Here is a 13,393-nt window from a genome sequence, read left to right on the forward strand (position 1 = left end):
AGCCCCTCCTGATGATTCAGAAAAGAGTGGCTGGTCAATCCAGCCCGGAACTTCTGATAAAGTCGGAGTCGCCGGAAAGGGAAACGCGAGAGCGGAAACCTGGAAAGCACCGAGGAAATCGGATCGAGAAAAGGTCTGATAGAGTCGGAAACGCAAGACCGAAGGGAAGCGCCCGGAGGAAAGCCCGAGAGGGTGAGTACAAAGGAAGCGTCCGTTCCTTGAGAACTCAACAGCGTGCCAAAAATCAACGCCAGATATGTTGATACCCCGTCTACCGGAAACATTAGTTCCCGGTGGCGAGGTTCCTTTGAAATAAACACAGCGAGGACGCTGTGAACGGCCGGGCTTATTCCGCCTGGCTGTTCCGCTCTCGTGTGTGTCGTCCCGATTACGGGAAAACATTCACGGAGAGTTTGATCCTGGCTCAGGACGAACGCTGGCGGCGTGCTTAACACATGCAAGTCGAACGATGAACCACTTCGGTGGGGATTAGTGGCGAACGGGTGAGTAACACGTGGGCAATCTGCCCTTCACTCTGGGACAAGCCCTGGAAACGGGGTCTAATACCGGATACCACCTTCACTGGCATCTGTGAAGGTTGAAAGCTCCGGCGGTGAAGGATGAGCCCGCGGCCTATCAGCTTGTTGGTGAGGTAATGGCTCACCAAGGCGACGACGGGTAGCCGGCCTGAGAGGGCGACCGGCCACACTGGGACTGAGACACGGCCCAGACTCCTACGGGAGGCAGCAGTGGGGAATATTGCACAATGGGCGAAAGCCTGATGCAGCGACGCCGCGTGAGGGATGACGGCCTTCGGGTTGTAAACCTCTTTCAGCAGGGAAGAAGCGAAAGTGACGGTACCTGCAGAAGAAGCGCCGGCTAACTACGTGCCAGCAGCCGCGGTAATACGTAGGGCGCAAGCGTTGTCCGGAATTATTGGGCGTAAAGAGCTCGTAGGCGGCTTGTCACGTCGGGTGTGAAAGCCCGGGGCTTAACCCCGGGTCTGCATTCGATACGGGCTAGCTAGAGTGTGGTAGGGGAGATCGGAATTCCTGGTGTAGCGGTGAAATGCGCAGATATCAGGAGGAACACCGGTGGCGAAGGCGGATCTCTGGGCCATTACTGACGCTGAGGAGCGAAAGCGTGGGGAGCGAACAGGATTAGATACCCTGGTAGTCCACGCCGTAAACGGTGGGAACTAGGTGTTGGCGACATTCCACGTCGTCGGTGCCGCAGCTAACGCATTAAGTTCCCCGCCTGGGGAGTACGGCCGCAAGGCTAAAACTCAAAGGAATTGACGGGGGCCCGCACAAGCAGCGGAGCATGTGGCTTAATTCGACGCAACGCGAAGAACCTTACCAAGGCTTGACATACACCGGAAAGCATTAGAGATAGTGCCCCCCTTGTGGTCGGTGTACAGGTGGTGCATGGCTGTCGTCAGCTCGTGTCGTGAGATGTTGGGTTAAGTCCCGCAACGAGCGCAACCCTTGTTCTGTGTTGCCAGCATGCCCTTCGGGGTGATGGGGACTCACAGGAGACCGCCGGGGTCAACTCGGAGGAAGGTGGGGACGACGTCAAGTCATCATGCCCCTTATGTCTTGGGCTGCACACGTGCTACAATGGCAGGTACAATGAGCTGCGATACCGTGAGGTGGAGCGAATCTCAAAAAGCCTGTCTCAGTTCGGATTGGGGTCTGCAACTCGACCCCATGAAGTCGGAGTTGCTAGTAATCGCAGATCAGCATTGCTGCGGTGAATACGTTCCCGGGCCTTGTACACACCGCCCGTCACGTCACGAAAGTCGGTAACACCCGAAGCCGGTGGCCCAACCCCTTGTGGGAGGGAGCTGTCGAAGGTGGGACTGGCGATTGGGACGAAGTCGTAACAAGGTAGCCGTACCGGAAGGTGCGGCTGGATCACCTCCTTTCTAAGGAGCACTTCTTACCGAGTCCTTCGGGGCGAGGTCAGAGGCCACTACGCAGGCAAACGTTCTGCGGTGGTTGCTCATGGGTGGAACGTTGATTATTCGGCCGGGTTTCCGGGTCGGAGGCTGCAAGTACTGCTCGCAAGAGCGTGGAAAGCATGATCTCCGGACGGGATCTGGTCGGGCACGCTGTTGGGTGTCTGAAGTAACGGCCGCAAGGTTGTGCTTCGGTTGCCGGCGCCGGTGAAGCACCACTGAGGTGGTGTGTGACGGTGTACTGGTCGTTGTTTGAGAACTGCACAGTGGACGCGAGCATCTGTGGCCAAGTTTTTAAGGGCGCACGGTGGATGCCTTGGCACCAGGAACCGATGAAGGACGTGGGAGGCCACGATAGTCCCCGGGGAGTCGTCAACCAGGCTTTGATCCGGGGGTTTCCGAATGGGGAAACCCGGCAGTCGTCATGGGCTGTCACCCGCTGCTGAACACATAGGCAGTGTGGAGGGAACGCGGGGAAGTGAAACATCTCAGTACCCGCAGGAAGAGAAAACAACCGTGATTCCGGGAGTAGTGGCGAGCGAAACTGGATGAGGCTAAACCGTATACGTGTGAGACCCGGCAGGGGTTGCGTATACGGGGTTGTGGGATCTCTCTTTCACAGTCTGCCGGCTGTGAGACGAGTCAGAAACCGTTGATGTAGGCGAAGGACATGCGAAAGGTCCGGCGTAGAGGGTAAGACCCCCGTAGTCGAAACATCAGCGGCTCGTTTGAGAGACACCCAAGTAGCACGGGGCCCGAGAAATCCCGTGTGAATCTGGCGGGACCACCCGCTAAGCCTAAATATTCCCTGGTGACCGATAGCGGATAGTACCGTGAGGGAATGGTGAAAAGTACCCCGGGAGGGGAGTGAAATAGTACCTGAAACCGTGTGCCTACAAGCCGTGGGAGCGTCGGAATGTGCTTGCACATTCTCGTGACTGCGTGCCTTTTGAAGAATGAGCCTGCGAGTTTGCGGTGTGTTGCGAGGTTAACCCGTGTGGGGAAGCCGTAGCGAAAGCGAGTCCGAATAGGGCGATTCAGTAGCGCGCTCAAGACCCGAAGCGGAGTGATCTAGCCATGGGCAGGTTGAAGCGGAGGTAAGACTTCGTGGAGGACCGAACCCACCAGGGTTGAAAACCTGGGGGATGACCTGTGGTTAGGGGTGAAAGGCCAATCAAACTCCGTGATAGCTGGTTCTCCCCGAAATGCATTTAGGTGCAGCGTCGTGTGTTTCTTGCCGGAGGTAGAGCACTGGATAGGCGATGGGCCCTACCGGGTTACTGACCTTAGCCAAACTCCGAATGCCGGTAAGTGAGAGCGCGGCAGTGAGACTGTGGGGGATAAGCTCCATGGTCGAGAGGGAAACAGCCCAGAGCATCGACTAAGGCCCCTAAGCGTACGCTAAGTGGGAAAGGATGTGGAGTCGCAGAGACAACCAGGAGGTTGGCTTAGAAGCAGCCACCCTTGAAAGAGTGCGTAATAGCTCACTGGTCTAGTGATTCCGCGCCGACAATGTAGCGGGGCTCAAGCGTACCGCCGAAGTCGTGTCATTGCAGCAAATAGCCCCAACGGGTGCTGTGATGGGTAGGGGAGCGTCGTGTGCCGGGTGAAGCCGCGCCGGAAGGCAGTGGTGGACGGTTCACGAGTGAGAATGCAGGCATGAGTAGCGATTCACACGTGAGAAACGTGTGCGCCGATTGACTAAGGGTTCCTGGGTCAAGCTGATCTGCCCAGGGTAAGTCGGGACCTAAGGCGAGGCCGACAGGCGTAGTCGATGGATAACCGGTTGATATTCCGGTACCCGCTGTGAAGCGTCAAACATTGAACCAGGCGATGCTAAGTCCGTGAAGCCGCCCTGGAGCCTTCGGGCAAAGGGGAGTGGTGGAGCCGACGGACCAGACCTGTAGTAGGTGAGTGATGGGGTGACGCAGGAAGGTAGTCCAGCCCGGGCGGTGGTTGTCCCGGGGTAAGGGTGTAGGCCGTGCGGTAGGTAAATCCGTCGCACACAAGGCTGAGACCTGATGCCGAGCCGATTGTGGTGAAGTGGATGATCCTATGCTGTCGAGAAAAGCCTCTAGCGAGTTTCATGGCGGCCCGTACCCTAAACCGACTCAGGTGGTCAGGTAGAGAATACCGAGGCGTTCGGGTGAACTATGGTTAAGGAACTCGGCAAAATGCCCCCGTAACTTCGGGAGAAGGGGGGCCATCACTGGTGAGGGAACTTGCTTCCTGAGCTGGGGGTGGCCGCAGAGACCAGCGAGAAGCGACTGTTTACTAAAAACACAGGTCCGTGCGAAGCCGTAAGGCGATGTATACGGACTGACGCCTGCCCGGTGCTGGAACGTTAAGGGGACCGGTTAGTCAGGATTCGTCCTGGCGAAGCTGAGAACTTAAGCGCCAGTAAACGGCGGTGGTAACTATAACCATCCTAAGGTAGCGAAATTCCTTGTCGGGTAAGTTCCGACCTGCACGAATGGCGTAACGACTTCTCGACTGTCTCAACCATAGGCCCGGTGAAATTGCACTACGAGTAAAGATGCTCGTTTCGCGCAGCAGGACGGAAAGACCCCGGGACCTTTACTACAGTTTGATATTGGTGTTCGGTTCGGCTTGTGTAGGATAGGTGGGAGACTGTGAACTCTGGACGCCAGTTCAGGGGGAGTCATCGTTGAAATACCACTCTGGTCGTGCTGGATGTCTAACCTGGGTCCGTGATCCGGATCAGGGACAGTGTCTGATGGGTAGTTTAACTGGGGCGGTTGCCTCCTAAAGAGTAACGGAGGCGCCCAAAGGTTCCCTCAGCCTGGTTGGCAATCAGGTGTTGAGTGTAAGTGCACAAGGGAGCTTGACTGTGAGACCGACGGGTCGAGCAGGGACGAAAGTCGGGACTAGTGATCCGGCGGTGGCTTGTGGAAGCGCCGTCGCTCAACGGATAAAAGGTACCCCGGGGATAACAGGCTGATCTTCCCCAAGAGTCCATATCGACGGGATGGTTTGGCACCTCGATGTCGGCTCGTCGCATCCTGGGGCTGGAGTCGGTCCCAAGGGTTGGGCTGTTCGCCCATTAAAGCGGTACGCGAGCTGGGTTTAGAACGTCGTGAGACAGTTCGGTCCCTATCCGCTGCGCGCGCAGGAATATTGAGAAGGGCTGTCCCTAGTACGAGAGGACCGGGACGGACGAACCTCTGGTGTGCCAGTTGTTCTGCCAAGGGCATGGCTGGTTGGCTACGTTCGGGAGGGATAACCGCTGAAAGCATCTAAGCGGGAAGCCTGCTTCGAGATGAGTATTCCCACCCACTTGATGGGGTAAGGCTCCCAGTAGACGACTGGGTTGATAGGCCGGATCTGGAAGCACGGCAACGTGTGGAGGTGACCGGTACTAATAGGCCGAGGGCTTGTCCATAGATGCTCGCGTCCACTGTGTTGGTTCTGAAACCACGAACAGCCCCGTATGGCCACATGCGGTGCGGCTGACAGTTTCATAGTGTTTCGGTGGTTATAGCGTGAGGGAAACGCCCGGTTACATTCCGAACCCGGAAGCTAAGCCTTACAGCGCCGATGGTACTGCAGGGGGGACCCTGTGGGAGAGTAGGACGCCGCCGAACAAATTGTGAGAAAGGCCCACACCATAAGGTGTGGGCCTTTCTGCGTTTGTGGTGGGTTGCGCAACGCATAGTTTCGGGGCTCTCTGAAAGGAGAGCCCCTTCGGAAAATCCCCGGTTACAGGCGTCCCGCCGTTTTGAGGGCCAGATACGCGTCTGCCAGTGCCGGCGCGAGTTCTTCTGGTGTGGCGTCGACGACAGTGACGCCGTGACGGCGGAGTTGTTCTGCCGTGCGGTGGCGTTCGCTTTGGGCCTGGGCGGCGGCTGCGGCCTCGTATACGGCGTCTGTGTTTCCGCGTGCGGTTGCCATGCGTGCGATGTGGGGGTCCGCTACCGAGGCCAGCAGAACTGTGTGGCGCTGGGTGAGTTGGGACAGCACCGGGAGCAGTCCCTCCTCGATGGGGGCCGCGTCGAGGGTCGTGAGCAGCACGATCAGGGAGTGGCGGGGGGCCGTACGGAGAGCCGTGGCCGTCAGGCCTCGGGCATCCGTTTCGATCAGCTCGGGTTCCAGTGTGGCCATCGCGTTTACCAGAGAGGGAAGGACGTCTCCTGCTGTGCGGCCCTGGACGAGGGCTCGTACTCGGCGGTCGTAGGCGAGTAGGTCCACTCGGTCGCCGGCGCGGGAGGCGAGGGCGGCCAGGAGCAGTGCTGCGTCCATGGAGGCGTCCAGGCGGGGAGCGTCGCCGACGCGGCCTGCTGAGGTTCGGCCGGTGTCCAGGACGAGGAGGATGTGGCGGTCGCGTTCGGGGCGCCAGGTGCGTACGGCGACCGTGGACTGGCGGGCTGTTGCGCGCCAGTCGATGGAGCGGGTGTCGTCGCCGGGGACGTATTCGCGCAGGCTGTCGAATTCAGTGCCCTCGCCGCGGGTGAGCACGCTGGTGCGGCCGTCGAGTTCTCGCAGGCGGGCCAGTTTGGAGGGGAGGTGCTTGCGGCTTGTGAATGGGGGGAGGACCCGTACCGTCCAGGGGACGTTGTGGGTGCCCTGGCGGGAGAAGAGGTGCAGGGGGCCGTAGGAACGGATCGTCACGCGGTCGGCCTGGCGGTCGCCGCGGCGGGTGGGGCGTAGGCGGGTGGTGATGCGGCGGCGTTCGCCTGCGGGGACCGTCACGCGGTGGCGGGAGGCCGCTACCTCTGTGCCCGGCTGCCAGCTGCTGGGGGGCCAGGCGTCGCGGAGGTGGGCGCGGAGGGGGCGGCTGGACGGGTTGGTGATCGTGAGGGTGACGTCGGCCGTTTCGCCCAGGCGTACGGAGGTGTCGCCTGAGCGGGTCAGGCCGAGGCGGCGTACGGGTGCGGCCAGCGCGAAGTCGCAGGCGCAGGCCGCCACCAAGGGGGCGTTGACCGCAAGGATGCCCGTCCAGCTGGGGTCCCAGATGCCTACGGGGAGGGAGCCCAGGGCCGCGAGGAGTGCGGCGCGTCCGGTGAGTGCCATCAGCGCGGGACGGGGACGTGGGTGAGGATCGCGTTGATCACGGAGTCGGCGGTGACGCCTTCCATCTCGGCCTCCGGGCGGAGTTGTACGCGGTGGCGGAGGGTGGGGAGGGCCAGGGCCTTCACGTCGTCGGGGATGACGTAGTCGCGGCCTGTGAGCCACGCCCACGCGCGGGCGGTGGCCAGGAGGGCCGTGGCGCCGCGGGGGGAGACCCCGAGGGTGAGGGAGGGGGATTCCCGGGTGGCTCGGCAGATGTCGACCACGTAGGCCGTGATCTCCGGGGAGACCGTCGTCTTGGCCACGGCCGCGCGTGCCGCTTCCAGGTCCGCGGGGCCCGCTACGGGGCGTACGCCGGCGGCGCGCAGGTCGCGCGGGTTGAAGCCCTCTGCGTGGCGGGTGAGGATGCCGATCTCGTCCTGGCGGGAGGGGAGCGGGATCGTGAGCTTGAGGAGGAAACGGTCCAGCTGGGCTTCGGGGAGGGGGTAAGTGCCCTCGTACTCCACCGGGTTCTGGGTTGCTGCGACCAGGAACGGGTCGGGGAGCGGGCGGGGCGTGCCGTCGACGGTGACCTGGCGTTCCTCCATGGCTTCCAGGAGGGACGACTGGGTCTTGGGGGGAGTCCGGTTGATCTCGTCGGCCAGGAGGAGGTTGGTGAAGACCGGGCCGGGCTGGAAGGAGAACTCGGCGGAGCGGGTGTCGTAGACGAGGGAGCCCGTCACGTCGCTCGGCATGAGGTCGGGGGTGAACTGGACGCGCTTGGTGTCGAGTTCGAGTGCGGAGGCGAGGGCGCGTACGAGGAGGGTCTTGGCGACGCCGGGAACGCCTTCGAGGAGGACGTGGCCGCGGCACAGGAGTGCGACGACGAGGCCGGTCACGGCGGGGTCCTGGCCGACCACGGCTTTGGCGATCTCGGCGCGCAGGGCCTCCAGGGAGGCGCGGGCGGTGCCCGGATCCCCGGTGTTCCCGGCGTTGTCAGTGGTCGGGTCCATCATGGACGGCGTACCTCTCTTTCGAGGGCGTCGAGTTGGTCGGCGAGGGCGATGAGTGCTGCGTCGTCGCTGGGCGGCGGGCCGAAGAGGAGGGTGTGCAGGGTCTGTCCGTCCCCGTGGTGGTGGAGGTGGGCGGACAGCGCGGGGAGCAGGGCCTCGGGCATGTGCGCCTGGGTGACGGGGACACCTACGAGGGGGGCGAGGCGCGTGCGGGTGGTGGAGCGAAGAGCGGCGGCCGCGCGGTCGCGGGCGTTCGCCTTGCGGTAGAGGCGGGCGCGGCCTTCGACGGTTTCGGAGGCGCGGATCGCCACGGGGAGTTTTTCGGGCACGAGGGGGCCGAGTCGGCGTGCCCGCCAGAGGGCGGCCAGGCCTGCGGCGATGAAGAGCTGCAGTGTGCCCCAGAGCCAGCCCGAGGGGAGCAGGTCGAGGAAGCTGCGTTCGTCGTCCGAGTCGGCGGCCGACGTGTCGGAGAGCGAGGGGAGGTACCAGACCAAGTGGGGGCGGGAACCGAGGAGTTGGAGCGAGAGCGAGGCGTTGCCCTGCTCGTCGAGACGGTCGTTGTTGAGGACGTCGGGCGCGCCGAGGACGACGGTGTCGCCGGCGCCGTCCCCGGTGGAGTCCGGGACGCGCAGCAGGGTGGCGAGGCGCTCGCTCGGGTAGCACTCGTCGGCGTCGAGGTGGGTGGTCGTGTAGCGGACTCCGCCCAGGTCGGCGGTGCCTGCGCGCCGGGCGGCGGGCAGGGTGCAGGCGGGGGAGAGCTCCGAGGCGAGGCTGGTGGCGGGGTCCGCGGTGACGCCGGGGATGAGCCGTTCGACGGACCAGCTGCCGGGGGCGACGAGTACGGTACGGCCGCCGGAGCCGGCGGTCGACGAGCGCAGCCAGGACTGTTGACGGTGCGTCAGAAGGTCTGGGGAGGCGACCAGGAGGGTGGTGTCCGGGGCGGCCGCGGCGCGCGCGTCGTCCAGGGTGGTGACCACACGCGTGTCCACGCCGCGGTCGGCGAGGAGTTCGGCGACGGCCCGGCTGCCCTTGGGGTCGGCGGAGCGTGGGTCGAGGGTGCCGTGCCGGGAGTCGGAGCGGATCGTGGCGATCACGACGGCCGCCACGAGGAGGAGTACGACGGCGAGGGCGATGCCTCGCGCGCGGGTCCACACCTGGCGCGGGGTGGGCGAGGCCGAGGTGGACTGGAGCGTGGCCCCGGTGGTCATTCGGCGGCTCCCTGGCGGGCGTTGGGTGCCGTACTGGGGGTGCTGCCGGCGAGTTGTGGCTTGCTGCTCTCCAGGTCGCGGTCGAGTTCCGCGATGCGCTGGTACGCCTGCTGGGTCGCGGTCCTGCCGCCGTACGTCACGTCGTCGAAGTCCCGTGCGGCGGTGCGCAGTCGGTCCCTGTGGGCGGGCAGTGAACGGCCTGCTTCGGCGGCGGCCTCGTCCGCGGTGCGCCCGGGGCGTACGTCGAGAAGTGCGCGCTCCTCGAGGGAGCGGACGATGGCGCGCATGCGTTCCTGGACGGCCTGGTTCCAGTGGCCCTGGGCGGCGTGCGCCTCGGCGGCGGACCGGTGTTCGGCGGCGCTGCGGGGGCGGTCGTCGAACAGGGCGGCGGAGGACGTGGGTTGGCGGCGCGGAGTGCCCAGGCGCCACCACAGGGCGCCCAGGACCGCGACGACGACCAGGATGATGACGACCAGGCCGAGCGGTCCCCCGGGCGTCACGGTCGAGGCGCTGTTGAACAAGTCCTCGACCCAGGCCCAGAAGGCGTCCAGGGCTCGCTGGAACCAGCTGGGTTCGTGCTCGTGGTACATCTGCTTGGACAGCTCGCGACGGGCCGCCTCCCGCGCGGGATCGCGCGGGATCGTCAGTGGTGGCTCGTCGGCCGAGCGTGCCGTCAGCGACAGTGCTGACGCTGTTGTGAGAACTCCCCCCGCCAGGCTCACCGGTTCAGCTCCCCGGGATGCCGGTGCCAGCGCTGTGGTCCTGGACGCCGGCTGCGCGGGCCAGTTCGAGGTCGAGGGCCTCGCGGCGGATGCGCTGGTCGATGTAGAGCAGGACGGTGACGCCGGCCGTGATCGGGAAGGTGATCATGGAGCCGATCACCGAGCCGATGCCGCTGATGATGAGGAACGTCCAGCCGAAGTCGGAGCTGCCGTCGAGGAAGGCGGTGGCGCCGTCACCGCTGAACGCGGCGGCGAGGAAGGTGAAGGGGATGACGACGATCGCCGCGACGATGTTCGCGATGAGCGTGGCGAGCAGCTGGATGCCGAAGACGCGCCACCAGGAGCCGCGGACCAGCTTCACGGAGCGGCTCAGCGCCTTCACGATGCCCTGCTTCTCCAGCATCAGCGCGGGCGAGGCGAGGGAGAAGCGGAACCACAGCCACATTGCGACGATGCCCGCGCCGAGGATGCCCAGGATCGCGAGCGCTCCGCCCGCAGCACCGGAGCCCGAGACGACCACGAGGATGCCGGGCAGGGCACCCACGAACACCAGGCCGAAGGTCATGAGCAGCAGCAGGAGGAGCAGGCCGAACAGCGGCAGCACCTGAGGACGGGCGTCGCGCCAGGCCTCGCCGGTGGTCACGGACTTGCCGAGCACCGCGCGGCTGGTGACCGTCGTCAGCAGGGCGGTCGCAATGATCGCGCCGATCACCGAGATCAGGAAGATCACGCTGGAGCTGAGCAGGGCGTCGCCCGTGGCCCGGGTGACCTCGCTGAGGGTGGCGTCCGGGTCGTTGAGGGCCTCACTGCCGGCGAGGTCGTTCAGGACGAAGCCCTGAAGGAGGATGACGAGGATTTCCGTCACGATCGCGACGGTCAGGGAGATGCCCAGGACCGTGCGCCAGTAGGTGCGCATGGTGGAGACCGCGCCGTCGAGGATCTCGCCGACGCCGAGGGGGCGCAGCGGGATCACGCCGGGCTTGGCAGCGGGCGGCGGGCCGCCCCAGCCGCTGCCCCAGGAGCCGTGTCCGCCCGGGGCGTTGTAGCCCTGAGAGCCACCGCCGAACCCGCCGGTGCCGGCAGGAGGGGTGGTGCCCCAGCCCGGGCCGGGCGGTGGGGGTGGCGGGGTCTGGCCGGGGGCCTCGGGTCCGGTCGGGGCGGACCACTGGCCGGCCGGCGGCTGCTCCTTGGACCACTTCGAGCCGGTGCCCTGTGGGTCGGGTCCCGGTTGCTGCGCGGGGTCGGGACGGTCTGCGGGCTCGGCAGGGCCGGACGCGCCGGGTTCCTGGCCGTCGGACGGGGCGGATCCGGGCGAGGCCCAGCCCGGAGTGTCTTTCATCGTCGCTCCTTCACGGTGCCCGTCCGCGGTCGCGGCGGCAGGTTGGCAGCCATCGTGCCATGGGGTGGCCGCAGAGGTACCGGCCGCGGTATGGGCTGGACACCTTCAATTGTCCGCCGGACAAAGGGCAGACTGACCGCATGGCTGATCGGTACGCGCAATCCGGCGAGGACAGCAAGCCGCACGAGATCCCGGCGATCCGGTGGGACGAACCACCTGAAGGCCCCGTACTGGTCCTTCTCGACCAGACAAGGCTGCCGGCCGAGGAGGTCGAGCTGGTCTGTACGGACGCGCCCGCGCTGGTGGAGGCGATCCGTTCGCTCGCCGTGCGCGGTGCGCCGCTGCTCGGGATCGCCGGGGCGTACGGCGTCGCGCTCGCCGCCGTGCGCGGCTTCGACGTGGACGACGCCGCCGAGTCGCTCGCGGGGGCCCGGCCCACCGCCGTGAACCTTGCCCTCGGGGTGCGCAGGGCTCAGGCGGCGTACCGGGACGAGCTCGCCGGGAGCGGGGACGCCGAGCGGGCCGCCGCTGCGGCGCTGCGGGCCGCGCGGGCGCTGCATCAGGAGGACGCCGAGGCCAGCACGCGCATGGCTGGGCAGGGGCTGGCACTGCTGGACGAGCTGCTGCCCGGTGGCGGGCACCGCATCCTCACGCACTGCAACACCGGGGCGCTGGTGTCGGGCGGGGAGGGCACGGCGTTCGCGGTCGCGCTCGCGGCGCACCGGGCCGGGCGGCTCAGGAGGCTGTGGGTGGACGAGACGCGGCCGTTGTTGCAAGGGGCTCGCCTGACGGCGTACGAGGCTGCGCGCAACGGGATGGCGTACACACTGCTCACGGACAACGCGGCGGGGTCCCTGTTCGCCGCCGGTGAGGTGGACGCGGTGCTGATAGGGGCCGATCGGATCGCGGCCGACGGGTCGGTGGCGAACAAGGTGGGGAGCTATCCGCTCGCCGTGCTCGCGCGCTACCACCATGTGCCGTTCATCGTGGTGGCACCCTTGACGACAGTGGACCCCGAGACCCCGGACGGGGCGTCCATCGAGGTCGAGCAGCGTCCCGGGTTCGAGGTGACCGAGATCGCGGCGCCTCAGGCGCCGGTGGCGGGAGGCGAACCGGGAGGCGGGATTCCGGTGGCGCCCCTGGGGACCCAGGCGTACAACCCTGCGTTCGATGTGACGCCGCCCGAGCTGGTGACGGCGATCGTCACCGAGGAAGGGGTCGCCTCGCCCGTGACGGCCGAGGCGCTGGCCGAGCTGTGTGCCAGGTCACGGCAGGTGACGCCGACGCAGTGAGGCGGACATTGGTGGAACCAGTTCGGGCAGAGCGGGCCAAACCCGCTCAAAGGTCACTCGCTGTGATCTGAGCGAGGGCAGACAGTGGCGACGGCGTACGACTAAGGTCACTGGCCGGTGACCTACCTCACCTCAGCCTTCGCCACTGTTATGAGAATGGGATGATGTCGTTTATGAAGGGACGAGTCCTTGTCGTCGACGACGACACCGCACTGGCCGAGATGCTCGGCATCGTGCTGCGTGGTGAAGGTTTTGAGCCGTCTTTCGTAGCCGACGGCGACAAGGCGCTGGCCGCATTCCGTGAGGCCAAGCCCGACCTGGTGCTGCTGGACCTGATGCTGCCCGGACGGGACGGCATCGAGGTGTGCCGTCTGATCAGGGCGGAGTCCGGCGTGCCGATCGTGATGCTGACGGCGAAGAGCGACACCGTCGATGTCGTCGTGGGCCTGGAGTCCGGCGCCGACGACTACATCGTCAAGCCGTTCAAGCCGAAGGAGCTCGTCGCCCGGATCCGGGCGCGGCTGCGGAGGTCCGAGGAGCCGGCGCCCGAGCAGCTCGCCATCGGTGACCTGGTCATCGACGTGGCCGGGCACTCCGTGAAGCGGGACGGGCAGTCGATCGCGCTGACGCCGCTGGAGTTCGACCTGCTGGTCGCGCTGGCCCGCAAGCCGTGGCAGGTGTTCACGCGTGAGGTGCTCCTCGAGCAGGTGTGGGGCTACCGGCACGCGGCCGACACGCGTCTGGTCAATGTGCATGTGCAGCGGCTGCGTTCCAAGGTCGAGAAGGACCCGGAGCGGCCGGAGATCGTCGTGACCGTCCGTGGCGTCGGCTACAAGGCAGGGCCGAGCTGAC

7 protein-coding genes and 3 rRNA genes are annotated in these 13,393 nt (G+C 65.5%); 5 read left to right on the forward strand and 5 right to left on the reverse strand.

Annotated features, from left to right (window positions below; translation table 11 throughout):
- Positions 1-401: 401 nt before the first annotated feature.
- The 3 genes from OG331_RS29845 to rrf all read left to right on the forward strand — a co-directional run bounded on the left by OG331_RS29845 (position 402) and on the right by rrf (position 5,565).
- Positions 402-1,927, forward strand: a 16S ribosomal RNA gene (locus OG331_RS29845).
- Between the two features lie 317 nt (positions 1,928-2,244).
- Positions 2,245-5,363, forward strand: a 23S ribosomal RNA gene (locus OG331_RS29850).
- 85 nt (positions 5,364-5,448) lie between these two features.
- Positions 5,449-5,565, forward strand: a 5S ribosomal RNA gene (gene rrf / locus OG331_RS29855).
- Together the 16S, 23S and 5S rRNA genes form the textbook arrangement of a ribosomal RNA operon.
- Before the next feature lie 115 nt (positions 5,566-5,680).
- Here rrf and OG331_RS29860 read toward each other — a convergent pair.
- The 5 genes from OG331_RS29860 to OG331_RS29880 are packed head-to-tail and all read right to left on the reverse strand — an operon-like array spanning position 5,681 to position 11,249.
- A complete protein-coding gene (locus OG331_RS29860; protein WP_406201842.1) occupies positions 5,681-6,991 on the reverse strand; it encodes a DUF58 domain-containing protein in 1,311 nt (436 codons plus the stop codon).
- Positions 6,991-7,980, reverse strand: a complete 990-nt coding sequence (locus tag OG331_RS29865) for an AAA family ATPase (RefSeq protein ID WP_406210362.1) — start codon at positions 7,978-7,980, stop codon at positions 6,991-6,993. Before OG331_RS29865 ends, OG331_RS29860 begins: the two co-directional genes overlap by 1 nt.
- Positions 7,980-9,188, reverse strand: a complete 1,209-nt coding sequence (locus tag OG331_RS29870) for a DUF4350 domain-containing protein (protein WP_406201845.1) — start codon at positions 9,186-9,188, stop codon at positions 7,980-7,982. The genes OG331_RS29865 and OG331_RS29870 overlap by 1 nt, the downstream gene beginning before the upstream one ends.
- Positions 9,185-9,910 carry a DUF4129 domain-containing protein gene (locus tag OG331_RS29875; protein ID WP_406201847.1) on the reverse strand — a complete coding sequence of 242 codons (726 nt, stop codon included), beginning with the start codon at positions 9,908-9,910 and terminating at the stop codon, positions 9,185-9,187. Before OG331_RS29875 ends, OG331_RS29870 begins: the two co-directional genes overlap by 4 nt.
- A 4-nt stretch (positions 9,911-9,914) precedes the next feature.
- Entirely contained in the window at positions 9,915-11,249 is a 1,335-nt protein-coding gene (locus OG331_RS29880) for a glycerophosphoryl diester phosphodiesterase membrane domain-containing protein (RefSeq protein ID WP_406201850.1), read from the reverse strand.
- A 140-nt stretch (positions 11,250-11,389) separates the two neighbouring features.
- Here OG331_RS29880 and mtnA point away from each other — a divergent pair, with 140 nt between their 5' ends.
- The gene (gene mtnA / locus OG331_RS29885; RefSeq protein WP_406201852.1) at positions 11,390-12,541 is read left to right on the forward strand and encodes an S-methyl-5-thioribose-1-phosphate isomerase; all 1,152 of its coding nucleotides are present in this window, start codon (positions 11,390-11,392) and stop codon (positions 12,539-12,541) included.
- A gap of 161 nt (positions 12,542-12,702) precedes the next feature.
- Positions 12,703-13,392, forward strand: coding sequence for a two-component system response regulator MtrA (gene mtrA, locus OG331_RS29890; RefSeq protein WP_187283109.1), 690 nt, complete (start codon positions 12,703-12,705; stop codon positions 13,390-13,392).
- The last annotated feature ends 1 nt before the right edge of the window (position 13,393 follow it).

This window comes from Streptomyces sp. NBC_01017 (genome assembly GCF_045162795.1).
Lineage (GTDB): Bacteria > Actinomycetota > Actinomycetes > Streptomycetales > Streptomycetaceae > Streptomyces > Streptomyces machairae.